The following is a 23,053-nucleotide window of genomic DNA, read 5'->3' as shown; positions in this document are numbered from 1 at the left end:
GGCTACAGGGTCCGCAGCAGGACCGCGGGCTGTTCCACACAGTCCGCCACATACCGGAGGAATCCGCCCGCCGTGCCGCCGTCGCACACCCGGTGGTCGAAGGTGAGCGAGAGCTGCACGACCTGCCGCACCGCCAGCTCGCCCTCGTGCACCCAGGGCTTGGGGACGATCCGGCCGACGCCGAGCATGGCCGCCTCGGGGTGGTTGATGATCGGGGTGGAGCCGTCGACGCCGAACACCCCGTAGTTGTTCAACGTGAAGGTCCCGCCGGTGAGTTCCGCCGGTGTGAGCGTCCCGGTCCGTGCCGCCTCCGTGAGCCGGGCGAACTCCGCGCTCAGGGACTCCGCGTCCCGCGTGTGCGCGTCCTTCACCACCGGCACGACGAGCCCGCGCTCGGTCTGCGCGGCGAACCCGAGGTGCACGGCGTCGAGCCGGACGACCTCCCGGGCTTCCATGTCGACCGTCGAGTTGAGCTCGGGGAAACGGGCCAGTGCGGCCGTGCAGATACGGGCGAGGAGGGCGAGGAGTGAGATCTTCGGCCCGCCGGCCTCGTTCATCCGCACGCGCGCTTGCATCAGTTCCGTGGCGTCGGCGTCGACCCAGCAGGTCGCGTCGGGGATCTCGCGCCGGCTCCGGGAGAGCTTGTCGGCGACCGCACCTCGGACGCCCTTGAGCGGGATACGGGTGCCACGCGCGTGCGTGGACGTGGTGGACGTCGGGGCCGGTTCGGACGCGGTTGCCGCGATCTGTGGTGGCCGTGCGACGGTCGGGGCGGACCCGGCGGCCCGCGCGGCGTGCTCGACGTCCGCGCGCGTGATCAGCCCGTCGGGCCCCGAGCCCGCCAGCTCCCGCAGGTCGAGCCCGTTCTCCCGGGCCAGCCGGCGCACGAGCGGGGAGATCACCGGTACGGGACCGTCGGTCCGGCGCGCCGCATCGGCACCGGTCCCGTCCGCGACCTGCTCCTCGTCCCGTACGGGACGACGGGTGGCTGTGCCGGACCCAGTAGCGACGGGCGCCCCCGCCACGGCCAGGTCGGCGTCGGGGAGGCCCGCACGGCGGCCACCAGCCGATCCGCCTCCGGAGGCGGATCCGGATCCAGCGCCGTTATGCCGTCCTGAGCCCGGCCCGCCGTCGGACAAACCCGGTGACCGCCGTCCCGGTGCCGCCCCGGCCCCCGACGGCCGCAGCCGTCCGCGCCGCGCCGGAGGCGCCTGCGTGCCGTAGCCCACGAGTACGTTCCCGGAGCCCTCGTCCTCGGAGTCGGAAGCAATCGGGCCGGAAGCCGATGCGCCGGAGGCCGGTGCCCCCACCGCGACCGTCAGCAGCGGGGAGCCGACGGGCAGTTCGGTGCCCTCTTCGCCGTAGCGGGCCGTGACCACGCCGCCGTACGGGCAGGGGACCTCGACCATCGCCTTGGCCGTCTCCACCTCGACGACGGGCTGGTCGACGGCGACGACATCGCCGACCTGGACGAGCCAGCGAACGATCTCGGCCTCGGTGAGCCCCTCACCGAGGTCGGGCAGCTTGAATTCCAGGACCTGTGCCATCAGCTCTGTGCCTCCCACTGCAGCCGCGCCACCGCGTCCAGGATCCGGTCGACGCCGGGCAGATGGTGGCGCTCCAGCATCGGCGGCGGATACGGGATGTCGAACCCGGCCACGCGCAGCACCGGCGCCTCCAGGTAGTGGAAGCACCGCTCGGTGACCCGCGCGGCGATCTCCCCGCCGGGCCCGCCGAAGCCGCCCGACTCGTGCACGACGACGGCCCGCCCGGTGCGTCGTACGGACGCGGAGACCGTCTCGTCGTCGAACGGCACCAGGGAGCGCAGGTCGACGACTTCGAGGTCCCAGCCCTCGGCCCGGGCCGCCTCGGCGGCCTCCATGCAGACGGGCACCGACGGCCCGTACGTGATGAGCGTGGCGCTGCGGCCGTGGCGCCGCACGACCGCGCGGCCGATCGGGTCCACGGCCTGCGGCTCGTCGGGGTTCCAGGTGTCCTTCGACCAGTACAGGCGCTTGGGTTCCAGAAAGACGACCGGGTCGTCGGAGGCGATGGCGGCGCGCAGCAGCCCGTACGCGTCGGCGACCGTCGCGGGTGTGACGACATGGAGGCCCGGGGTCGCGATGTAGTACGCCTCGGAGGAGTCGCTGTGGTGCTCGACGCCGCCGATGCCGCCCCCGTAGGGCACGCGCACGGTGATGGGCAGCGGCATCGCCCCGCGCGTGCGGTTGCGCATGCGGGCCACGTGCGAGATCAGCTGCTCGAAGGCCGGGTAGGCGAAGGCGTCGAACTGCATCTCCACGACCGGCCTGAGCCCGTACATGGCCATGCCGACGGCCGTACCGAGGATGCCCGCCTCGGCGAGCGGTGTGTCCGTGACCCGGTCCTCGCCGAACTCCTTGGCGAGCCCGTCGGTGACGCGGAAGACTCCGCCGAGGGTGCCGACGTCCTCGCCCATGACGTGCACGGTCGGGTCGTCGGCCATGGCGTCCCGCAGGGCGCGCCCGAGGGCCTGCGCCATGGTGGCCGGCTTCACCGCGACGGTGGTCATCGCGCCGTCCCTTCCGACTCGTGCCCGCCCTCGTGGTGGCGCGCCTCGGCGTCCAGCTCGGCCCGCAACTGTGCCTCCTGTTCCAGAAGTTGTGTCGTGGGCTGGGCATAGACGTGCGCGAAGAGGTCCATGGGGTCGAGCGCGGGGTCCTGGTTCATGCGCTCGCGCAGGTCAGCGGCCATCGCCTCGGCGTCCTCGCGCGCGGCGCGCATCCCTGCCTCGTCGAGCAGCCCGCGCTCGGTCAGCTCGTGCTCCAGGAGGGCGATCGGGTCGTGCGCGCGCCAGGCCTCGACCTCGGAGTCGCCGCGGTAGCGCTTGTCGTCGTCGGCGTTCGTGTGCGCCTCCATGCGGTACGTGACCGCCTCCACGAGCGTGGGACCGCCACCCGCGCGCGCGTGGGCGACGGCGGCGCTGAGGACCTCGTGCACGGCGGCTGCGTCGTTGCCGTCGACCAGGCGGCCGGGCATCCCGTAGCCGACGGCCTTGTGGGCCAGCGACGGGGCCGCGGTCTGCTTGGCGAGCGGGACGGAGATCGCGAAGCCGTTGTTCTGTACGAGGAAGACGACCGGGGCCTGCCAGACGGCGGCGAAGTTGAGCGCCTCGTGGAAGTCGCCCTCGCTGGTGCCGCCGTCGCCGACCAGGGCGAGCGCGACCACGTCGTCACCCTTGAGGCGGGCGGCGTGCGCGAGGCCCACGGCGTGCGGGAGCTGGGTGGCGAGCGGTGTGCACAGGGGCGCAATCCGGTGCTCGTGCGGGTCGTAGCCGGTGTGCCAGTCGCCGCGCAGCAGGGTCAGCGCCTGGACGGGGTCGAGGCCCCGGGCGACGGCGGCGAGCGTGTCGCGGTAGCTGGGGAAGAGCCAGTCTCGCTCTTCGAGGACGAGCGCGGCGGCGACCTCGCAGGCCTCCTGGCCGGTGGAGGAGGGGTAGACGGCGAGGCGGCCCTGCTTGGTGAGGGCCGTGGCCTGCGCGTTGTAGCGGCGGCCTCGCACCAGCTGCGCGTACAGCCGGCGCAGGAGCTCCGGATCGACCCGCTCGGCCGCCTCGGTGCCGAGGACGCGGTGGGGCAGCGCGTCGGGCAGCAGCGGCGCGGGGTCGGTGCGGGGCTGCCAGGCGGGCGGCGGGGTCGGCCGGTATGCGCCTCGCTGCTCCATGACCGTCATGTCGGCACCTCCTCGTGGGCGGCTTCGAGAGACGTGCCGAGAGTGACGCGCCTCACCTACCGATTGTTCGGTCGTCGGCACATTTTGGCTACAGGCACCTCCAGGCTGTGGACAAACGGTTCTCCACAGCCTGAGATGGACGCAGTACGTCCATGGTAGGGAGGCGGGGGGACATGGCACCTGAACAAATGGCCGAGGGGCCGGAGGCGGGATCCTCCCTGCCGCCGCCGCGCCCGCTGGACGCCATCGATCAGGACATCCTCCAGATGCTCCAGGCGGACGGCCGCGCCTCGATACGGTCCGTGGCCGAGCGCGTCCACGTGTCGCGCGCGAACGCCTACGCGCGCATCAACCGCCTCATCGAGGACGGTGTGATCCGCGGCTTCGGTGCCCGCGTCAACCACGAGCGCGCGGGGCACAGCACCTCGGCGTACATCACCCTCAAGATCGTGCAGAACTCCTGGCGCACCGTGCGCGAGCAGCTGACGGCGCTCCCGGGGGCCTCCCACATCGCTCTGGTGGGCGGGGACTTCGACGTCCTCCTGCTGGTGCACACGCCCGACAACAGGGCGCTGCGCGAGCTGGTGCTCACCCGGCTCCAGGCCATCCCCGAGGTGCTCAGCACAAGGACCCTGCTGGTGTTCGAGGAGGAGGACCTGGAGCCGCAGGGGTGACCTGCGTCTCTGGAGGCTTCGGGCTCCTTCTGTGCCTCAGTCCTCCTGCCGGAGCCCTCCGAAGACCAGCCGCACCACCGCGTCGGCGACCTCGCGCTCGCCCATGCCCCGCCCGTCGGGGCGGTACCACTCCACGATCGAGTTGATCATCCCGAAGACCAGCCGCGTCGCGAGCCGGAACTCCACGTCGACGCGTACGTCCCCGTCGGCGGCCGCGGCCCTCAGGAGCTCGGCCACCCGGTGGTCGAAGTCCCGGCGCCGCTCCAGGGCCCATCGCTCCGCGTCGGTGTTGCCGCGCACGCGCAGCAGCAGCGTCACGTACGGCAGCTCGGCGGTGAGGACCTCGACCATGCGCCGGGTGACGTACTCCAGGCGCTCCACGGCACGCCCCACGCGCGCGTGCTCCTCGTCCAGGATCCCGAAGAGGCCGTCGAGCGCCCGGCTGACGGCCCGGCGCAGCAGCTCCTCCTTGCCCGTGACGTGATGGTAGATCGACGACTTGGAGATGCCCGCCGCCTTGGAGAGGTGCTCCATGGAGGTGCCGTCGTAGCCGCGCTCGTTGAAGACCCGCACGGCCACGGAGAGCAGCGTCTCCGGGGTGTAGGTGTCGCGCTTGGCGGTGGTCATGGGGTGCCCTCCCGCTTCTCCGAGGCGTACGCGTGGCGGTAGAGCGCGAGGGACGGCGCGTAACGCCCCGAAGGGTCGCGCATGTGCAGGTCGTCCAGGACGTCGTAGGCCCAGCTCCTGCCCAGCCTGCGGCTCCATTCGAAGGGCCCCAGGGGGTAGTTGACGCCCAGGCGCATCGCCGTGTCGATGTCCTCCTCGGTGGCCACTCCCTTGGCGACGGCGTCGTGCGCCAGGTCGACGATGCGGGCCACCGTGCGGGCGACGATCAGGCCGGGCACGTCCCCGATGACGCTGACGTCCTTGCCGAGCGCCTGGAAGAGCCCGGTGGCCTCGGCGAGAGTCTGGGTCTGGGTGTCCTGCGAGTGGGACAGGGCGATCCTGGTCGCCCGGCGGTAGTCGAGCGCCAGGTCGAAGTAGACGACGTCACGGAACTCGACGGCGGTCTGGCCGTCCGCGAGGGCCAGCTGACCGCCGCTCGGCAGCACCAGCCGGGTGCCGTGGTCCTCCTCGTCCTCGCGGACCTGGATGCCCGCCTCGCGGATCAGCGCGAGCAGCTCGGACGCCGGGCCCAGATCGCCCTCGGCGACGACGTACGCGGGCGGCTGGACCTTCTCCGCGGTGTGCGGCTCGGGACGCTCGCCCTCGTCCCCGTAGTCGTACCAGCCGTGCCCCGACTTGCGGCCGTGGCGGCCCGACTCGACGAGCCTGCGCTGGGCCAGCGAGGGCGTGAACCGCACGTCCTGGAAGAAGGCCTCCCACACGGAGCGCGTGACGGACTCGTTGACGTCCTGGCCGATGAGATCGGTCAGTTCGAAGGCGCCCATCCGGAAGCCCCCCGACTCGCGCAGGACCGCGTCGATCGTGGCGGGGTCGGCGGCCTGGGCCTCGTAGACCGCGAAGGCCTCGGCGTAGAAGGGCCGCGCGATGCGGTTGACGATGAAGCCCGGGGTGTCGGCGCAGGCGACCGGGGTCTTCCCCCAGGCGCGGGCCATCTCGTACGCGCGCGTGGCCGACGTGACGTCGGTCGCGAACCCGGAGACGACCTCCACGAGCGGCAGCAGCGGCGCGGGGTTGAAGAAGTGCAGCCCCACGAAACGGCCGGGATTGCGCAGGGCGCCGCCGATCGCGGTCACCGACAGGGAGGAGGTGTTCGTGGCGAGCAGACAGTCGTCGTCGACGACGTCCTCCAGCTCGCGCAGCAGCTGCTGTTTGACGTCCAGGCGCTCCAGGACGGCTTCGACGACCAGCCCGGAGTCGGCGAGTTCGGCGAGGCTCTCGGCGGGGCGCAGACGCGCGCGGGCGGCGTCCCGTTCGGCGCCGGTCAGCCGGTCCTTCTCGACGAGCCGGTCGAGGCGTGCGGCGATCGCGTCGGCCGCGGCCCCGGCACGGCCCGGCACGGCGTCGTACAGCCGTACGGGGTGGCCCGCGACGAGCGCGACCTGGGCGATGCCCTGGCCCATGGTGCCGGTACCGACGACGGCCACGGGGCCGGCGAGGTCGAGTGCTGTCATGCTCGCGATCCTCCCGCACGGGGTTGTCCACAGGTTCAGCGGACCCCCTTGTCCCGACCGATCGTTCGGTTACTCTAACTCTGTCCGCCCGTTTCTGCCCAGGTCGTGAGCTCGACGGAGAGCTCATGAGACGAGGAGTTGGTCCCTCATGGCCGCCGAACTCACCGCGCACCAGCTGATCGCACAGCACCGGCCCACCCTCGACCAGGCGCTGGAAGCGATCCGCACGCGCGCGTACTGGTCGCCACACCCCGAACACCCCAAGGCGTACGGGGAGAACGGCAGCCTGGACATGGCGGCGGGCAAGGCCGCCTTCGACGCCCTCCTGGGCGGCCGCCTCGACCTCGGCCAGCCCGGCACCGACGACTGGGTGGGCGGCGAGGTCTCGCCGTACGGAATCGAGTTGGGCGTCACGTACCCGCACGCGGACGTCGACACCCTGCTGCCCGCCATGCGCGCGGGGCAGCGCGCGTGGCGCGACGCCGGCGCGGAGATGCGCGCGGTGGTGTGTCTGGAGATCCTCAAGCGGATCAGCGACCGCACCCACGAGTTCGCGCACGCGGTCATGCACACCAGCGGCCAGGCCTTCATGATGGCGTTCCAGGCGGGCGGCCCGCACGCGCAGGACCGCGGCCTGGAGGCGGTGGCGTACGCGTACGTGGAGCAGGTCCGCACCCCCGACGACGCCGAGTGGACGAAGCCCCAGGGCAAGCGCGACCCGATCGCGCTGACCAAGCGGTTCACGCCGGTGCCGCGCGGTGTCGCGCTGGTGATCGGCTGCAACACCTTCCCGACGTGGAACGGCTATCCGGGCCTGTTCGCCTCCCTTGCCACGGGCAACGCGGTCCTCGTGAAGCCCCACCCGCGCGCGGTGCTGCCGCTCGCGCTCACCGTCCAGGTGGCCCGCGAGGTGCTCGCCGAGGCCGGCTTCGACCCGAACCTGGTAGCGCTGGCCGCCGAGCGGGCGGGCGAGGGCATCGCCAAGACCCTGGCGACACGCCCGGAGATCCGGATCATCGACTACACGGGCTCGACGGCGTTCGGCGACTGGCTGGAGGCCAACGCCCGCCAGGCGCAGGTCTACACGGAGAAGGCCGGCGTCAACACGGTGCTCGTGGAGTCGACCGACAACTACAAGGGAATGCTGTCGAACCTCGCATTCTCCTTGTCCCTCTACAGCGGCCAGATGTGCACGACCCCGCAGAACCTCCTGATCCCCCGCGACGGCATCCGTACGGAGGAGGGCCCCAGGACGTACGACGAGGTGGTCGCCGACCTCGCCAGGTCGGTCGGCGGACTCCTCGGGGACGACGCCCGGGCGAACGGCCTGCTGGGCGCGATCGTGAACCCGGATGTGAAGGCCCGCCTGGAGGCGGCCGCGGGCCTCGGCGAAGTCGCCCTCGCCTCACGGGAGATCGCCAACCCCGACTTCCCCGACGCGGTCGTACGCACCCCGGTGATCGTGAAGCTGGACGGCGCCAAGCCGGACGACCAGGCCGCGTTCATGAACGAGTGCTTCGGCCCCGTCTCCTTCGCGGTCGCGGTCGACTCGGCGGCGGACGCCGTGGCACTGCTGCGGCGGACCATCGCCAACAAGGGCGCGATGACGGTGGGCGCGTACACGACCTCGGAGGAGGTCGAGGAGGCCGTCCAGGAGGCCTGCCTGGAGGAGTGCGCCCAGCTCTCGCTCAACCTGACCGGCGGGGTCTACGTCAACCAGACCGCCGCGTTCTCGGACTTCCACGGGTCGGGCGGCAACCCGGCGGCGAACGCCGCGCTGTGCGACGGGGCGTTCGTGGCCAACCGCTTCCGCGTGGTGGAGGTTCGCAGGGAGGCGTGAGGATTTCGCCGGGGCGCGGGACGTCCTGCGGCTGCGGACCATTGTGGCTGGTCGCGCAGTTCCCCGCGCCCCTGATGGGGCGCCCCGTGCCTACGAGGCACTCCAGTGGAACAGCGTCATCGCCACGCTGGTGGCGAGGTTGTAGCTGGACACCTGGGGCCGCATCGGCAGCGAGACCAAGTGGTCCGTGCGGGCGCGCAGTTCACCGGACAACCCGCTCCGCTCGGAGCCGAAGGCGAGGACGGCATCGTCCGGGAGCTTCAGCGACCGGATGTCCTCGCCCTCGGGGTCGAGGGCGAACACCGGCCCGGCGGGCAGCTCGTCCACGGTCAGCCGCTCGACGGCCGTGGCGAAGTGCAGGCCCGCCCCGGCGCGCACCACCGTGGGATGCCACGGATCGAGCGTGCCGGTCGTGACGACCCCCGTCGCGCCGAAACCGGCCGCGAGCCGGATCACGGCCCCCGCGTTGCCGAGGTTGCGCGGCTGGTCGAGGACGACCACGGGCGCGCCGCGGGGCGTGCGGGCCAGCGCCCGCAGGTTGGCGGCACGCTCGGGCCGTACCGCCAGGGCGGCCACGGCGGTGGGGTGCGGGCGGGCGACGAGCGCTTCGTACGCGGCCCGCGGGACCTCCGTCAGGAGGGCGTCCAGTGTGTCCCGTACGTCCGGGGCCAGGTCGTCGGCCAGGGCGAGCGCGGCCTGTCGGTCGGCGGTGACGGCCACCGGGATCTCGGCCCGGAAGCGCACGGCGTGCTTGAGGGCGTGGAAGCCGTCGAGCAGCACGGAGGTGCCGGCGAGCCGGTGCCAGGCGCTCACGGGGTCGAGGTCGCGTGGGTCGAGGTCGCGTGGCTCGGGGTCGCGTGGGTCGACGGGGTCGAGGTCGTGGGGGTCGTCCGTCATGCCGTGAAGCCTACGTGCGGGTGCTCGGCCGTCTCTGCGGTCTCGGCCGTCTCCGGGGGGCGCGGGGGCTCCTTGCGGAGCCCCGGGAGCGTACGCGTACGGCCCAGACGCGAAAACAGCCCTCCACGCGCGCGTGCCACCCATCCGCCCACGCGGCGCAGGAAGGACGTCGGCAGGAACACGGCGTCGGCGGCGATCATCGCGAGCGAGAAGAACGGCAGGCCCAGCACGACGGCGATCACGGCGTGCTCGGTCATCATCGCGGCCAGCAGGACGTTCTTCACCCGCCGGTTGAACAGCGTGAAGGGGAAGGCGACCTGCACGATCACCGTCCCGTACGTCACCAGCAACATCAGTGTGCCGCTCGCGGACAGCAGATCGGAGAGGGCCGGCCAGGGGGAGAAGTAGTCCAGGTGGAGGGGGTAGTAGACGGCGGTGCCGTCCTGCCAGCGCGAACCCTGGATCTTGTACCAGCCGGCGGTCGCGTAGATCAGACACGCCTCGGCCATGATCACGAAGAGGGCGGCGTTGTGGACGAGGTTGGCGACCACGTCGAGGAGGATGCGGGGCTGGACGCTCCGGCCGTACCGTCCGGCCAGCCACCACAGGCCCTGTACGGCCCACAGCCCCCAGTAGACGGCCCGCCAGCCGCCGAGAAAGCCGCCGTCGATCTTCCCCGCGAGCGTGGCCGCGGCCAGCACGAGGCCGAGCACCGTCCAGAGGGCGGGACCGGCCCTGTCCGGGCCGACCCATGCTCCACGCGCGCGTGCCTCCCGGGCCCGGCGCTCCCGCCGCTCGTCCAGCGACCAGACCCGGCCGCAGCGCGTGAGCACGAGGTAGATCGCCATGAGGTGGATGACGTTGTCGCCGCCGTCCCCCATGAAGATGCTGCGGTTCTGCAGGGAGAGCACGCCGACCATGAAGAGCACGGACATGGTCCGGGTGCGCCAGCCGAGCATCAGCAGAAGGCTGGACAGTACGGCGAACGCGTAGACGATCCCGAACCAGACCTGGCCGTCGGCCCACATCAGGGCCGTGAAGGCGTGGTTGTTCGCGATGAGCTGCTGGGCGAGATCCCAGCTCCAGGGGCCGTCGGGCCCGTACATCTCCTCCCGGTGCGGGAATTCCCGCAGCAGGAACAGCAGCCAGGTCCCGGCGAAGCCTATGCGGATCACGGCGCTCTGGTACGGGCCGAGCGCCTCGCCGGTGACGCGCATGATGGCGTGCGCGAGGGTCCGGTCGACGCGCTGCTTCCGGTCGAACCGGCTTATCCGCCCGGCCAGCCGCTCCCGACCGAGGTCGCGCGTCCGGTCCCGGCCGGGGCTGCTCGTCCGGTGGTGGTCGGGGGTGCTCGCCGGCGCGCCGATCGGCGCACTGGCTGGGGCGCCGACTGGGGCGCCGACTGGAGCAGCGGCCGGGGCAGCGATCGGGGTCGGGCCGCGGTCACGGTTGCCCGGGCGGTCTTGGTTGTCCGGCGGGGAGGGCTTGGGGTCGTGGTTGTCCGTCGGGTCATGGCTGTCCGTCGGGTCGTGGCCGAGGTCGCTCATCGGGCGCTCGCCTCCGTCCCCGTGGACTCCGCGGGCCGCGTCCCGGCCGCCCGGTCGGCCTCCGAGACCGGCCACCAGGGCAGCTCGCGGACGATGGGCTTGTCGGACACCTGCTCCTGGCTCCACTTCGGAGGCGGCACATTGGTCGTACGGGAGCGGACCTGGACCTGTTGCACGGCCGCGCCCCGGCCACCGGCCTGCTCACGGTCGAGCCGCAGGACCACGATGCGGCGCAGATACTTCTCCGAGAGGGCGCCGCGCAGGCCGTTCGGACGGTTCGCGTTGTCGTGCGTGGCCACGAAGAAGTCCCAGGCCCGGCGCAGCTCGTTCTGCTGGGTGTGGCTGGGCAGCAGGTTGCCGTCGATGGCGGCGCCGTCCAGCGCGGAGAGGTCGTACCAGCGGGTCGTCCTGATGTCACCGTCCGCGGCCCGCACCTCGGCACGGACCTGGACCGCGATGTTCTGCTGCAGCGGGTCGGGCGCGAAGAGCTTCCAGTTCTGCTCGAACTCGGGGTAGATCCACTCGTCGATCGCCTGCCCGTGCTGCTTGGTGACCGTGTTCGACGGCGCGACATGCAGGAAGACCATGCCGACGTGCACGCAGGCGGCGACCGCGACGACGGCGAGCGCGAGCGCCGCGGCGATCTGAAAGGGGAGGGAGAGGGCGGCGATGCCGGCCTGAGGGGGAAGCGGGGGACCGGCGAGGGCCGTGTCGTCGTACTGCTCGTCGTACTGCGGGTCGTCCTGCCCGTCGAACCGCTGCTCGTCGCCTTGCTGGTCACCGTACTGCTGGGGGATCCGGGCGGGAGCCTCGCCGGAGGGGTTCCGCCCGCTCAGGGGCTCATGGGTACCCGGAGTACCGTGATCGTCCGAGGTCTCGTGGCCCTCCGGCGGAAGGCTGTCGGGGACGGCGGCCGGGGGCTCGCCCGGCACGGGCCGGGCGTTCGAGCCCTTGTCGTACGCGTCCATTCCGCCCCGTTCCCGCTTCCCGAAGTCTGTCCGATTCCCGTCGCCCACCCCGCGACGGTCGCACCGGCACGGTACTCAGGCCCGGCCGCCCAGCACAGTCCCATGGGTCACAGAGGCCACGAGGTTATCCACAGCGGTTGACACCTTACGACCCTCACCTCTCCTCAAATCGAACACGCCGACCGATCGGTCGGGAGCCCGCCGGTGCCCGCAGGACCGACCCGCCCGCACCGTTCCCTTCTTGTAGAACCTGTTCTATCTTTGCGCTCCGCCAGATCACCGGATCCGCCGGAGGGACAAGGCCGTGGACTTCACCTTCACCGAGGAGCAGCAGGCGGCCGTGGAAGCGGCGAGGGCGGTGTTCGCGGGGGTCGCGCCGGACGGTGTGCCCAGTCCCGCGCTCACCGCCGGCGCCGTCGCGGACGACTTCGACCGCGCGCTGTGGGCGAAACTCGCCGACGCGGACCTGCTGAGCCTGTTGCTCGACGACCGCCACGGCGGCGCGGGCCTGGACGCCGTCGCGCTCTGTCTGGTGCTGCGCGAGTCCGCGAAGGTGCTCGCGCGGGTGCCGTTGCTGGAGAGCACCGCGGCCGCGGTGACCGTGCAGACGTACGGCGGCGAGGAGTTGAAGGCGGACCTGCTCGCCCGGACCGGCCGGGGTGAGCTGGTCCTGACGGTCGCCGCGAACGGACGCACCGGCCACGACGGCGCCGAACTCGCCGTGACCGCACGGCCGGAGGGCGACCAGTGGGTGCTGGACGGGATGCAGACGGCCGTCCCCTGGGCGCAGAACGCCGACTTCGTCCTCGTACCCGCGCTGAGCAGCGACTCGGGCCGCTCCGTGCTCGCCCTTGTCCCCCGCGTCCACGAAGGCGCGCTGCTCGCCGAGCAGTTCTCGACAACGGGCGAGCGGCTCGGCGAACTCCGGCTGGATTCCGTACGCGTTCCCGCCCGTGACGTCATCGACGCCGACGGAGCCTGGGAGTCGCTGCGCGACCTGCTCGCCACCGGGACGTGCGCGCTGGCGCTCGGGCTGGGTGAAGGAGTGCTCAGGATGACGAGCGAATACACCAGCAAGCGGGAGCAGTTCGGCTTCCCGGTCGCCACGTTCCAGGCCGTGGCCGTGCAGGCCGCCGACCGCTACATCGACCTGCGCGCGATGGAGGCGACCCTCTGGCAGGCCGCGTGGCGGATCAGCTCGGGGGCGAGCGGGGCGCTCCCCGCTTCGGGTGACATCGCCGTCGCCAAGATCTGGGCCTCCGAGGGCGTACGCCGTGTCGTGCAGACCGCACAGCATCTGCACGGCGGCATCGGCGCGGACACCGACTACCCCCTGCACCGCTACCACGCCTGGGCCAAACACCTGGAACTCTCACTCGGCCCGGCGGCAGCACACGAGGAGACACTGGGCGACCTGCTGGCGGCGCATCCCTTGGGATGAGCGCACCCTTGGGACGAACCCGAGGCTCAGGGATGAGCGCGAGGCGTTGTGCCGAACCAAGGCTCTGGGATGAGCGAGGGGCCTTGAGACAGACGGGCGGCCAGGAGACCCGGCCGCCCCGGGTCGGCTAGAGCACGAACCCGGACTGCCCCTCCGCGTTCACCACAGGACGGCCCGCGGCCGCCCAGACCTGCATGCCGCCGTCGACGTTCACCGCGTCGATGCCCTGCTGGACCAGGTACATCGCGACCTGTGCCGAACGGCCCCCGGAGCGGCAGATCACATGGACCCTGCCGTCCTGCGGCGCCGCCTCGGTCAGCTCGCCGTAGCGTGCGACGAAGTCACTGATGGGAATGTGCAGCGCTCCTTCGGCGTGACCCGCCTGCCACTCGTCGTCCTCCCGGACGTCCAGCAGGAAGTCACCGTCCGCGAGATCCGAGACCTCGACCGTGGGCACACCAGCTCCGAAACTCATGCCCCGACGCTACCCGACCGGACCGCTCCGCAACTCGGCCCGGGGTACGCGAACGAACGCGGTCGGACACCGCCGGCCCCAGGGCCGACGTCACCGGAGGTCTGCCCTCAGGCGCCGCTGCCGAGCAGGCCCGCCAGCTCGGCCTCCCGCTCGCTCACCTGCGCCAGCAGCTGCTCGGCGATCTCCTCCAGCAGCCGGTCGGGGTCGTCCGGCGCCATCTTGAGCATCGCGCCGATCGCGCTCTCCTCCAGGTCGCGGGCGACGAGCGCGAGCAGTTCCTTGCGCTGGGCGAGCCATTCGAGCCGGGCGTAGAGCTCCTCGCTACGGCTCGGGCGCCATTCCTCGGCCACAGGTCCCGCGGCCCACTCCTCGGACAGCTCCCGGAGCAGCGGCTCGTCCCCACGGCCGTACGCCGCGTTGACCCGGGAGATGAACTCGTCGCGCCGAGCGCGCTCAGTGTCGTCCTGCGCCAGGTCCGGGTGCGCCTTGCGGACCAGCTCCCGGTAGAGCTTGCGGGCCTCGTCGCTCGGCCTGACCCGCTGCGGCGGCCGCACCGGCTGCTCGGTCAGCATGGCCGAAGCCTCGGGGGACAGCCCGTCCGAGTCGAGCCAGTCGTGGAACAACTCCTCGATCCCCGGCATCGGCATGACGCGGGCCCGCGCCTCCTGTGCCTTGCGCACGTCCTCCGGGTCACCGGTGCTCGCGGCCCGCGCCTCGGCGATCTGTGCGTCCAGCTCGTCGAGCCGCGAGTACATCGGCCCGAGCTTCTGGTGGTGCAGCCGGGAGAAGTTCTCCACCTCGACCCGGAACGTCTCCACCGCGATCTCGAACTCGATCAACGCCTGCTCGGCCGCCCGAACAGCCCGCTCCAGCCGCGCCTCGGGCCGCTCCGCCTCTTCACCCCCGGCGTCGGGTTCGGCGACATCACCGACGGGATCGTCCCCCACCACCTCGTCGCCTCCGACCGCCCCCGTCGACGCACCGGCGCCCGATTCGGCACCTGCCTCGACAGACGGCTCGGCATCCACCTCGGCAGACGGCTCGGCATCCACCTCGACGGAGGGCTCGGAGGACGGCACATCCTCGACGTGCGCCTCGCCGACGTGCGCCTTGTCGCCGCCAGGCTCACTGGCGCGCGGCTCACCGGCGACCCGCTCCGCGGAGGGCTCGGACGACGGCTCGGACGGGGACTGCTCAGCTTCCGGGGTGGTCACCCGCCCAGCCTAGGCCACGGCTGCACCGGCCACCGGAACCCGCCTGGGACAAGGACTTTCACCCCTGCCACCGGCTCCCCGGCCTCCCGCCCTCAGCCCGTCACCGTTCAAGTCCCCGGCTTCTCGGCTCCCCGTTTCCCCAGTTCCCAGCCTCCGGCTTCCTGGCTTCCGTGCTTCCCGGCTCCCGGCCTCGGCCCTCGGCCCCGCGCCCCCGACCTCCGGCGCGCAGGCACGCAGGCTCTCGGACGTTCAGACCCCCAGCTCTCCCACGATCCGCCCCGCCCGCACGGCCGTCACCAGCTCCGCGTGGTCGGCCTCGGTCCGGTCCGCGTAGGCCACCGAGAAGGTAGCGACCGCCTCGTCCAGTTCCTCACTCTTGCCGCAGTACCCCGCGATGAGCCGTGGATCGGCGCTGTGCGCGTGCGCCCGCGCCAGCAGAGCCCCTGTCATCCGGGCGTAGTCGTCTATCTGGTCCGCGGCCAGCGCCGCCGGATCGACGCTGCCCTTGCGGTTGCGGAACTGCCGTACCTGGAAGGGGCGCCCCTCGACCGACGTCCAGCCGAGGAGGATGTCGCTGACGACCTGCATCCGCTTCTGGCCGAGAACGACCCGGCGGCCCTCGTGCGCGACCTCGGGCACCGGGAGGCCGATCGTCGCCAGATGCGGCACCAGGACGGACGTACGGGCCTCCTTCACCTGGAGGACGAGGGCCTCACCGCGGTGGTCGAGGAGCAGCACCACGTACGAACGCGTGCCCACGCTGCCCGTGCCGACCACGCGGAACGCCACGTCGTGCACCGCGTAGCGCGCGAGGAGCGGGAGGCGGTCCTCGGAGAGCGAGGCCAGATACTCCTCCAGCGACCGCGCGACCGCGGAAGCCTCGTCGTCCGGCACGCGTCGCAGCACCGGCGGAGCGTCGACGAAGCGGCGCCCGCCGCCCTCCACGACCTCGGTCGACTTGGCCGCGAACCGCCCACTGGTGTTGCCACGGGCCTTCTCCGAGACCCGCTCCAGCGTGCCGAGCAGATCGTGGGCGTCCGTGTGCGAGACCAGTTCCTCGTCCGCGATGGCGTTCCACGCGTCCAGGACCGGGAGCTTGGCGAGCAGCCGCATGGTGCGCCGGTACGAACCGGTCGCGAAGTACGCCGCCTTGCGGCAAGTGTCCTCGTCGGCCCCCGCTTCCCGGCCGGCGAGCACCAGCGAGGTCGTGAGCCGCTTCAGGTCCCATTCCCACGGCCCGTGGACCGTTTCGTCGAAGTCGTTCAGGTCCATGACGAGGCCGCCGCGCGCGTCCCCGTACAGACCGAAGTTCGCCGCGTGCGCGTCGCCGCAGATCTGGGCACCGATGCCGGTCAGCGGCGTACGCGCCAGGTCGTAGGCCATGAGTCCGGCAGAACCGCGCAGGAAGGCGAAGGGGGTGGCCGCCATCCGGCCGATCCGGATCGGCGTGAGCCCGGGGATCCGGCCGTGGTTGGACGCGTCGACCGCGGTCACCGCGTCCGGGCGGTCGCCGTTCGTGTCGATGGAGGCGTGCGCACTGCGCGGGACGCTGTCCCGCAGCGCCTTGCCCTCCTCCTTGGGCGAAACCTGCCCCTTGGCCGGGCCCTCCCCGGACGGTCGCGCGAACCCGCGCACCGCCGGAACCCTTGCCGCCCCGGCCACCACACCACCGGTCTCGCTCACCCGAACCGCCTCCCCCGCACACGAACATCGATTTCGAGACGACCGTACCGCCGGGCGTCGATCCGTGTGAGCCCCTGTGGACAACTCCGCGGCTGTGGAAAACACCCAGATCAGCGCCGACTCGGCGCCGAAGACGGCTCGCGGGCGGTGCCGGCGCTACTTCCGGAACTGCTCCTGGCAGCGCCCGTCCTCGGCCAGATACGTCTTCGCCCACGCGCCCAGCTCCCCCAGCGCGGGCTCCAACGCCGCCCCCGCCTCCGTCAGCCGGTAGGAGACCCGCAGCGGCGGCCCGTCGTCGACCTCGCGGACCACCAGCCCGACCGTCGCCAGCTCGGTGAGCCGGTCGGAGAGCATGCGCTCGCTGATGCCGGGGATGGCACGGCGCAGATCGGCGAAGTGCACGGGGGCGGGCAGGAGCACGGCCACGATCGGGCCCGTCCAGCGCTTTCCGAGCACCTGGAAGACCTGGGTGATGCCGTTGTCCACGCGCCTGCACGACGCAGCGTCGTGGTTTTCCTGGACCGCCATGCCCTCAGGGTACTGGTCTCCCGTGAGGGGGTGAAAAAAAGTAAGCGACTGTGTTATTCATAGTTACGAACAGAAACGCAGTCCACGGCGGCGGGCCACACCGCACCTGGACTGCCAGAAGTACAGCGCCGCCTCGGCGCACCCGTCGGACAACGCTCCGTCGGACCACATCGCCGAACCACCCTCACTGGAGAACTCATGGCCACCCTGCTGCACCTGGACTCGTCCGTCTTCCCGGGTCCCGCCTCGGCGTCCCGCGCCGTCACGGACGCCTTCCGCACGACCTGGGAGGAGCAGCACCCGCAGGGCACGGTGATCTACCGCGACCTCTCCCTGAATCCCGTGCCGCACATCACCGCCGACGCCCACAGCGCCAGCTTCGCCGATCCGTCGGAGCACACGCCGGAGCAGGCCGCGGCCTTCGCCGAGCGTGTGGGGTTCATCGAGGAGCTGGAGCGGGCGGACGCCGTGCTGATCGGCGCGCCCATGTACAACTACTCGATCCCGTCGACCCTCAAGGCGTGGCTGGACAACGTGGTCCTCTACGGCCGTACCGCGGGCGAGACCCCGTCCGCCAAGGGCACCCCGGTCACCGTCGTGGCCAGCCGCGGTGGCTCCTACGCGCCGGGCACCCCGCGCGCGGGCTACGAGTACGTGCAGAACTATCTGGAGGCCGTCCTCAAGGACATGCTCGCCCTGGATCTCGAGTTCATCGTCCCGGAGCTCACGATGGCCCCGCACAACCCGGCGATGGCCGAGCTGGTCCCGCTCTTCGAGGCCTCCCGCGCCAAGGCCCTGCAGGAGGCGGCCGACAAGGCCAGGACCCTCGCCGACCAGCTCACGTCCAAGGCGGCCTGACGCTTCACCGCGCGAGCACGCACGACGTCACCAGGCACCACGTCACCATGCACCCCGATCGTGCGGCGCCCAATGTGCCCGAAGCGGCGCCGCACGACCGTTTTCCCCCCTCTACGGAGAGGGCACTTTCACTGATGGGCATCCCTGGGAGACTCATTTCCCCCTGGAGACCCATTTCCCCTGGGGACCGCATCGCCCCTGGGGACGCCATCGCGGCCCCAGAATCCTTCACGTTCACGTTCACGACGGAAGTCGCCCCTACGCGGGCGCCGCTGCCGCTGCCCGGTTGATCCCGTCCGTCTCCAGCACCCGCTCGGCCGCCCCGTCCCGGGCCACCGCGATCATCGCCAGGCCAACCTGTTCGGTCGTGGTGATCCGCCGGGGCGCCAGCTTCCGCAGGACGGGCAGCAGGGGCCCGGTCAACGCGTAGATCGCCCGGTACACCCGGGTCTTCGACCGGATTCCGTGCAGCGGCTGGATGAGCCCCGGCCGGAACATGTACGCCTCGACACCGTCCAGGGCGAGCAGCGCGTTCTCCGTCTCCCCCTTGACCCGCGCCCACATCACACGCCCCTGCGCGGAACCGTCGGTCCCCTGCCCGGACACGTAACAGAAGGTCAGCCCGGGATTCCAGCGGGCCAGCGAACGCGCCACCTCGAGCGTGAGGTCGTACGTGACCTTCCGGTACGCGTCCTCCTTCATCCCCGCCGAGGAAACCCCGAGAGGGAAGAAGCAGGCGTCGTACCCGGAGAGCTCGCTCTCCAGCCCGCCGAGATCCATGAGATCGGCCCGCACGACCTCACTCAGCTTCGGATGCGAGACCCCCACCGCGGTCCGCCCGACCACGAGCACACTCTCGACACCCGCGTCCCGCAGACACTCCCGCAAGACCCCTTGCCCGACCATCCCGGTCGCCCCAAAAAGGATCACCTTCACAAGGCCCACTCCCACCACATAGCCGGACCGGAACCCTAGGCCCTACCCACCCGAGCCGCACGCCACAGGGCCGAAGGACCAGTCCCGCCAAGGCTCCCACCGCTTCACCGACTCGCGCCGCCCCGCTTCTTCCTGACCCAGCCCTGACAAACCCACCGGACGAGCGCCCAGATGCGCACACGCCTTTCCATAACGAGGCAGCGTCTGAGGAGAGTTGTTCCGCATCGGATCGATTTTGCACTCGGGGTGCGTCCGCCCGCGGGACGTCCGCAGTCGACGCCTGGGTGAACCAGCGGAGACATCCACCCCGCGGCACTGCCCCAGCGAAAGAGTCAGCCTCACGCAAAGCAGGCCCCCGGCCGTGAGATACCTCACCGCCGGGGGGCCTGCCCTGCTCTGTAGGGGGCCGGGGTGGACAGTCCGGCCGGGCCTGAGGCCGGGAACGAAGAACGGGCCCCCACCGGAACTTTCGTTCTGGTGGAGACCCGGTCTTCTGTGGTGCGCGAGGGGGGAGTTGAACCCCCACGCCCTTGCGGGCACTGGAACCTGAATCCAGCGCGTCTGCCTATTCCGCCACCCGCGCATTGGGTGTGTCGTCCGTCTCCCACCGAGTGGGTGAGCGCCTGCCGACATGCAGAAGATTAGCACGCTGGATGGGGTGGATTCACATCCGTTTCCGAGGGCCGGAGGTGGGGCAGCGGACCTCCACGTCGGCCCGCCATCAGCCCCGCTTCACCTGCGGGACCGCCTCGGACGGCACCCCGGATCCCTCCGTCCCCACCCTCCACGTATCAACGAGAACCGGTTCACGTATCAACCTCGTACCGGTCCAGGCCATCTCCCCAGGAGGGGGCCGGGGTCCACAGTCGGGTGCGGGACACTGTGGGTGCGCCACCTCTACGATCCTTCTCATACGGAGTGCCCGGGGGGAGTTCGAAGAGGGGCTTCGGAGGGAACTTCGGGAGGGGACTTCAGTGGGCGTCGACTTCTGTCGACCGGGCCGACAGGGGGAACCAGCCGATTTCCCGGCGCGTGGATACGATCAGTAAGCAGTACCAGGGCAACGACGACGGAGGAGGTGCCCCATGGGAGTCCTGAAGAAGTTCGAGCAACGTCTCGAAGGTCTGGTCAACGGCACCTTCGCCAAGGTGTTCAAGTCCGAGGTCCAGCCCGTGGAGATCGCAGGAGCGCTCCAGCGCGAGTGCGACAACAACGCCACGATCTGGAACCGCGACCGGACCGTCGTCCCGAACGACTTCATCGTGGAGCTGAGCACGCCCGACTTCGAGCGGCTCAGCCCCTACTCCGGCCAGCTCGGTGACGAGCTCGCCGGCATGGTGCGCGACTACGCCAAGCAGCAGCGCTACACCTTCATGGGCACCATCAAGGTCCATCTGGAGAAGGCGGACGACCTGGACACGGGCCTGTACCGGGTCCGCAGCCGTACGCTCGCCTCCTCCGCCAACCAGCAGGCCACTCCCGAGCGCGCACCCGCGGGCCCGCCCCCGGCGGCGGCCCGCGGCCAGGCAGGTGGCTACGGCTACCCGCCCGCGGCCGCTCCTCCCATGCCTGCCGCGCCGCCCCCCGGCGGCCGTCCGGGCGCCGCACCCGCGGGCCAGCGGCCCGCCGCGGCCCCGCAGCCGGGTGGACGTACGCGGCACTGGATCGAGATCAACGGCACCCGCCATCAGATCTCCCGCCCGACGCTGGTGCTGGGCCGCAGCACCGAAGCCGACGTGCGGATCGACGACCCCGGCGTCTCGCGCCGGCACTGTGAGATCCGGACCGGAACGCCCTCGACTGTCCAGGATCTCGGGTCCACCAACGGCATCGTGGTGGACGGGCAGCACACCACCCGCGCTACGCTCCGCGACGGCTCGCGGATCGTCGTGGGCAGCACCACCATCATTTACCGGCAAGCCGAAGGGTGAAGCGGGGGCAATGTCAGAGCTGACCCTCACGGTCATGCGGCTGGGTTTCCTGGCCGTACTGTGGCTGTTCGTGATCGTGGCCGTGCAGGTCATCCGCAGCGACCTGTTCGGAACGCGCGTCACACAGCGCGGCTCGCGCAGGGACGCCAACCGACCGCAGCAGGCCGCGCGCCAAGCCGCGCCGCCGCAGCAGCGCCAGCAGGCGGCACCACCGAGCGGCGGCGGCCGTCAGCGCCGTGGCGCCCCCACCAAGCTGGTCGTCTCCGAGGGCATCCTCACGGGCACGACGGTCGCCCTGCAGGGGCAGACCATCACCCTGGGACGTGCACACGACAGCACCATCGTGCTGGACGACGACTACGCGTCCAGCAGGCATGCCAGGATCTACCCGGACCGTGACGGCCAGTGGATCGTCGAAGACCTCGGGTCCACCAACGGCACGTATCTCGACCGGAACCGACTGACGACTCCCACGCCGATCCCGCTGGGCGCGCCGATCCGCATCGGCAAGACCGTCATCGAGCTGCGGAAGTAGTGCTACGTCATGAATGAGCGCGAGCGGAGCGAGCGGGCAGCGGCGGTCCACACGACGGACCCCGGCGCGCTCCCGACCGGAGGGTGGGCACCGTGCGGATGTACCCGGAGCCGACGGGCGAGGTGCGCATGAGTCTGTCACTGCGCTTCGCCGCCGGATCGCACAAAGGCATGATCCGCGAGGGCAACGAGGACTCCGGCTACGCCGGTCCCCGGCTGCTCGCGATCGCGGACGGAATGGGCGGCCAGGCCGCCGGTGAGGTGGCCTCCTCCGAGGTCATCTCCACCATCGTCGCGCTCGACGACGACGTGCCGGGCTCCGACATCCTCACCTCGCTCGGGACGGCCGTTCAGCGCGCCAACGACCAGCTCAGGATGATGGTCGAGGAGGACCCCCAGCTCGAAGGCATGGGGACGACCCTCACCGCGCTCCTGTGGACCGGGCAGCGGCTCGGCCTCGTACACGTCGGTGACTCCCGCGCGTATCTGCTGCGGGACGGCGTGCTGACGCAGATCACGCAGGACCACACGTGGGTGCAGCGCCTCGTCGACGAGGGCCGCATCACGGAGGAGGAGGCCACCACCCACCCGCAGCGCTCCCTGCTGATGCGCGCGCTGGGCAGTGGCGACCATGTCGAGCCGGACCTCTCCATCCGTGAGGTCCGCGCAGGCGACCGGTATCTGATCTGCTCCGACGGGCTGTCCGGGGTCGTCTCCCATCAGACGATGGAGGACACCCTCGCCAGCTACCAGGGCCCGCAGGAGACCGTGCAGCAGCTCATCGAGCTCGCGCTGCGCGGCGGCGGCCCCGACAACATCACGGTCATCGTGGCCGACGTCCTCGACATCGACGGCGGGGACACCCTCGCGGGGCAGCTCTCCGACACCCCCGTCGTCGTGGGCGCGGTCGCCGAGAACCAGCACCAGCTGCACGACAACGGCGCCATGCAGACGCCCGCCGGCCGTGCCTCCAACCTCGGCCGGCAGGTGCCCGGGCAGGGCGGCGGCGGAGAGTTCGGCCCGCCCGGCAGCGGCGACACCACCGGCTACGTACCCACCGGCGGTTTCGGCGGCTACTCGGACGACGACTTCGTCAAGCCGCGCTCCGGGCGGAAGTGGCTGAAGAGATCTCTCTACATCGCCCTCGCGCTCGGCGTCATCGGCGGCGGGCTGTACGGCGGCTACCGCTGGACGCAGACTCAGTACTACGTCGGCGCCAACGACGAGCACGTCGCGCTGTACCAGGGGATCAGCCAGGACCTGGCCTGGGTCTCGCTCTCGAAGGTGGAGAAGGATCACCCCGAGATCGAACTCAAGTACCTGCCGCCGTACCAGCAGAAGCAGGTCAAGGCCACGATCGCCGAGGGCGGTCTGACCGACGCCCGCTCGAAGATCGAGGAGCTGGCCACCCAGGCGTCCGCGTGCAAGAAGGACGCCGAGCGCCGCGAGGCGGACAGCAAGGAGAACGCGAAGACCGGTGAGGGCGAGGCCGGCGGTGTCACGGGAACCACACGGACCTCAGCCGCGTCCAAGGCGACACCTACGCCGACCCCGACGGGGTCCGGTACAGCATCGCCCGACCCGTCCAAGTCCACGACCGCACCCACTCCCACACCCGGCCCCAGCCTCTCCGACGAAGAGCAGAAGCTGGTCTCGCTGTGCGGTAAGCAGTAAGCAG

The 23,053-nt window shown here is 71.4% G+C and carries 20 protein-coding genes and 1 tRNA gene; 7 read left to right on the top strand and 14 right to left on the bottom strand.

Annotated elements, in window-relative coordinates; genetic code table 11:
- Positions 1 to 2: 2 nt before the first annotated feature.
- Genes JEQ17_RS23745 through pdhA form a run of 3 tightly spaced genes read right to left on the bottom strand, consistent with a single transcriptional unit; the run spans position 3 to position 3,711 of the window.
- Complete coding sequence (locus JEQ17_RS23745) at positions 3 to 1,547, bottom strand: dihydrolipoamide acetyltransferase family protein (protein WP_200397094.1); 1,545 nt, start codon at positions 1,545 to 1,547, stop codon at positions 3 to 5.
- Positions 1,547 to 2,551 (bottom strand): alpha-ketoacid dehydrogenase subunit beta, encoded by a 1,005-nt coding sequence (locus JEQ17_RS23740; RefSeq protein ID WP_200397093.1) that lies wholly within the window; start codon positions 2,549 to 2,551, stop codon positions 1,547 to 1,549. Before JEQ17_RS23740 ends, JEQ17_RS23745 begins: the two co-directional genes overlap by 1 nt.
- Positions 2,548 to 3,711, bottom strand: coding sequence for a pyruvate dehydrogenase (acetyl-transferring) E1 component subunit alpha (gene pdhA / locus JEQ17_RS23735; protein WP_200397092.1), 1,164 nt, complete (start codon positions 3,709 to 3,711; stop codon positions 2,548 to 2,550). The genes JEQ17_RS23740 and pdhA overlap by 4 nt, the downstream gene beginning before the upstream one ends.
- A 173-nt stretch (positions 3,712 to 3,884) precedes the next feature.
- Here pdhA and JEQ17_RS23730 point away from each other — a divergent pair, with 173 nt between their 5' ends.
- Positions 3,885 to 4,385, top strand: a complete 501-nt coding sequence (locus tag JEQ17_RS23730) for an Lrp/AsnC family transcriptional regulator (RefSeq protein WP_383393764.1) — start codon at positions 3,885 to 3,887, stop codon at positions 4,383 to 4,385.
- A 36-nt stretch (positions 4,386 to 4,421) separates the two neighbouring features.
- Here the strand turns inward: JEQ17_RS23730 and JEQ17_RS23725 are convergent, their stop codons facing one another.
- Together JEQ17_RS23725 and JEQ17_RS23720 are read right to left on the bottom strand one after the other, a co-directional pair.
- On the bottom strand, positions 4,422 to 5,012 hold the full coding sequence (locus tag JEQ17_RS23725) for a TetR/AcrR family transcriptional regulator (RefSeq protein ID WP_055613049.1): 591 nt from the start codon (positions 5,010 to 5,012) through the stop codon (positions 4,422 to 4,424).
- On the bottom strand, positions 5,009 to 6,523 hold the full coding sequence (locus JEQ17_RS23720; RefSeq protein ID WP_200397091.1) for a 3-hydroxyacyl-CoA dehydrogenase: 1,515 nt from the start codon (positions 6,521 to 6,523) through the stop codon (positions 5,009 to 5,011). The genes JEQ17_RS23725 and JEQ17_RS23720 overlap by 4 nt, the downstream gene beginning before the upstream one ends.
- 148 nt (positions 6,524 to 6,671) lie before the next feature.
- Between JEQ17_RS23720 and paaN the strand changes: the two genes are divergently transcribed.
- Positions 6,672 to 8,363 (top strand): phenylacetic acid degradation protein PaaN, encoded by a 1,692-nt coding sequence (gene paaN / locus JEQ17_RS23715; protein ID WP_200397090.1) that lies wholly within the window; start codon positions 6,672 to 6,674, stop codon positions 8,361 to 8,363.
- Between the two features lie 90 nt (positions 8,364 to 8,453).
- Here paaN and JEQ17_RS23710 read toward each other — a convergent pair whose 3' ends face one another.
- The 3 genes from JEQ17_RS23710 to JEQ17_RS23700 all read right to left on the bottom strand — a co-directional run bounded on the left by JEQ17_RS23710 (position 8,454) and on the right by JEQ17_RS23700 (position 11,775).
- Positions 8,454 to 9,260, bottom strand: a complete 807-nt coding sequence (locus tag JEQ17_RS23710) for a TrmH family RNA methyltransferase (protein WP_200397089.1) — start codon at positions 9,258 to 9,260, stop codon at positions 8,454 to 8,456.
- Positions 9,257 to 10,477: an HTTM domain-containing protein gene (locus JEQ17_RS23705; RefSeq protein WP_200401673.1), complete on the bottom strand. Its 1,221-nt coding sequence runs from the start codon at positions 10,475 to 10,477 to the stop codon at positions 9,257 to 9,259. The genes JEQ17_RS23710 and JEQ17_RS23705 overlap by 4 nt, the downstream gene beginning before the upstream one ends.
- A 326-nt stretch (positions 10,478 to 10,803) precedes the next feature.
- A complete protein-coding gene (locus JEQ17_RS23700; RefSeq protein WP_200397088.1) occupies positions 10,804 to 11,775 on the bottom strand; it encodes a DUF5819 family protein in 972 nt (323 codons plus the stop codon).
- 304 nt (positions 11,776 to 12,079) lie between these two features.
- Here JEQ17_RS23700 and JEQ17_RS23695 point away from each other — a divergent pair, with 304 nt between their 5' ends.
- Entirely contained in the window at positions 12,080 to 13,216 is a 1,137-nt protein-coding gene (locus JEQ17_RS23695) for an acyl-CoA dehydrogenase family protein (protein ID WP_200397087.1), read from the top strand.
- 127 nt (positions 13,217 to 13,343) lie between these two features.
- Here the strand turns inward: JEQ17_RS23695 and JEQ17_RS23690 are convergent, their stop codons facing one another.
- The 4 genes from JEQ17_RS23690 to JEQ17_RS23675 all read right to left on the bottom strand — a co-directional run bounded on the left by JEQ17_RS23690 (position 13,344) and on the right by JEQ17_RS23675 (position 17,116).
- On the bottom strand, positions 13,344 to 13,673 hold the full coding sequence (locus JEQ17_RS23690) for a rhodanese-like domain-containing protein (protein ID WP_200401672.1): 330 nt from the start codon (positions 13,671 to 13,673) through the stop codon (positions 13,344 to 13,346).
- A gap of 125 nt (positions 13,674 to 13,798) precedes the next feature.
- Positions 13,799 to 14,905: a J domain-containing protein gene (locus JEQ17_RS23685; protein ID WP_407700077.1), complete on the bottom strand. Its 1,107-nt coding sequence runs from the start codon at positions 14,903 to 14,905 to the stop codon at positions 13,799 to 13,801.
- 249 nt (positions 14,906 to 15,154) lie between these two features.
- Positions 15,155 to 16,588 carry a DUF2252 domain-containing protein gene (locus JEQ17_RS23680; RefSeq protein WP_200397086.1) on the bottom strand — a complete coding sequence of 478 codons (1,434 nt, stop codon included), beginning with the start codon at positions 16,586 to 16,588 and terminating at the stop codon, positions 15,155 to 15,157.
- A gap of 156 nt (positions 16,589 to 16,744) precedes the next feature.
- Positions 16,745 to 17,116 (bottom strand): winged helix-turn-helix transcriptional regulator, encoded by a 372-nt coding sequence (locus JEQ17_RS23675; RefSeq protein WP_200397085.1) that lies wholly within the window; start codon positions 17,114 to 17,116, stop codon positions 16,745 to 16,747.
- 198 nt (positions 17,117 to 17,314) lie between these two features.
- On the opposite strand from JEQ17_RS23675, the gene JEQ17_RS23670 reads away from it, so the two are divergent.
- The gene (locus tag JEQ17_RS23670) at positions 17,315 to 17,974 is read left to right on the top strand and encodes an FMN-dependent NADH-azoreductase (RefSeq protein WP_200397084.1); all 660 of its coding nucleotides are present in this window, start codon (positions 17,315 to 17,317) and stop codon (positions 17,972 to 17,974) included.
- Between the two features lie 258 nt (positions 17,975 to 18,232).
- On the opposite strand, the gene JEQ17_RS23665 is transcribed toward JEQ17_RS23670, so the two are convergent.
- Both JEQ17_RS23665 and JEQ17_RS23660 read right to left on the bottom strand, forming a co-directional pair.
- Entirely contained in the window at positions 18,233 to 18,820 is a 588-nt protein-coding gene (locus JEQ17_RS23665) for a Rossmann-fold NAD(P)-binding domain-containing protein (RefSeq protein WP_234048330.1), read from the bottom strand.
- 586 nt (positions 18,821 to 19,406) lie between these two features.
- Positions 19,407 to 19,493, bottom strand: a tRNA-Leu gene (locus tag JEQ17_RS23660).
- 502 nt (positions 19,494 to 19,995) lie between these two features.
- Between JEQ17_RS23660 and JEQ17_RS23655 the strand changes: the two genes are divergently transcribed.
- The 3 genes from JEQ17_RS23655 to JEQ17_RS23645 all read left to right on the top strand — a co-directional run bounded on the left by JEQ17_RS23655 (position 19,996) and on the right by JEQ17_RS23645 (position 23,049).
- Positions 19,996 to 20,841: an FhaA domain-containing protein gene (locus tag JEQ17_RS23655; RefSeq protein WP_190230799.1), complete on the top strand. Its 846-nt coding sequence runs from the start codon at positions 19,996 to 19,998 to the stop codon at positions 20,839 to 20,841.
- A gap of 10 nt (positions 20,842 to 20,851) precedes the next feature.
- The gene (locus JEQ17_RS23650) at positions 20,852 to 21,376 is read left to right on the top strand and encodes an FHA domain-containing protein FhaB/FipA (RefSeq protein ID WP_055613061.1); all 525 of its coding nucleotides are present in this window, start codon (positions 20,852 to 20,854) and stop codon (positions 21,374 to 21,376) included.
- A 98-nt stretch (positions 21,377 to 21,474) separates the two neighbouring features.
- Entirely contained in the window at positions 21,475 to 23,049 is a 1,575-nt protein-coding gene (locus JEQ17_RS23645) for a Stp1/IreP family PP2C-type Ser/Thr phosphatase (RefSeq protein ID WP_200401670.1), read from the top strand.
- Positions 23,050 to 23,053 lie beyond the last annotated feature (4 nt).

The sequence above is a fragment of the Streptomyces liliifuscus genome (assembly GCF_016598615.1).
Lineage (GTDB): Bacteria > Actinomycetota > Actinomycetes > Streptomycetales > Streptomycetaceae > Streptomyces > Streptomyces liliifuscus.
The sequence above is the reverse complement of the archived record's forward strand: the minus strand, read 5'-3'. Positions and strand labels throughout refer to the sequence as shown.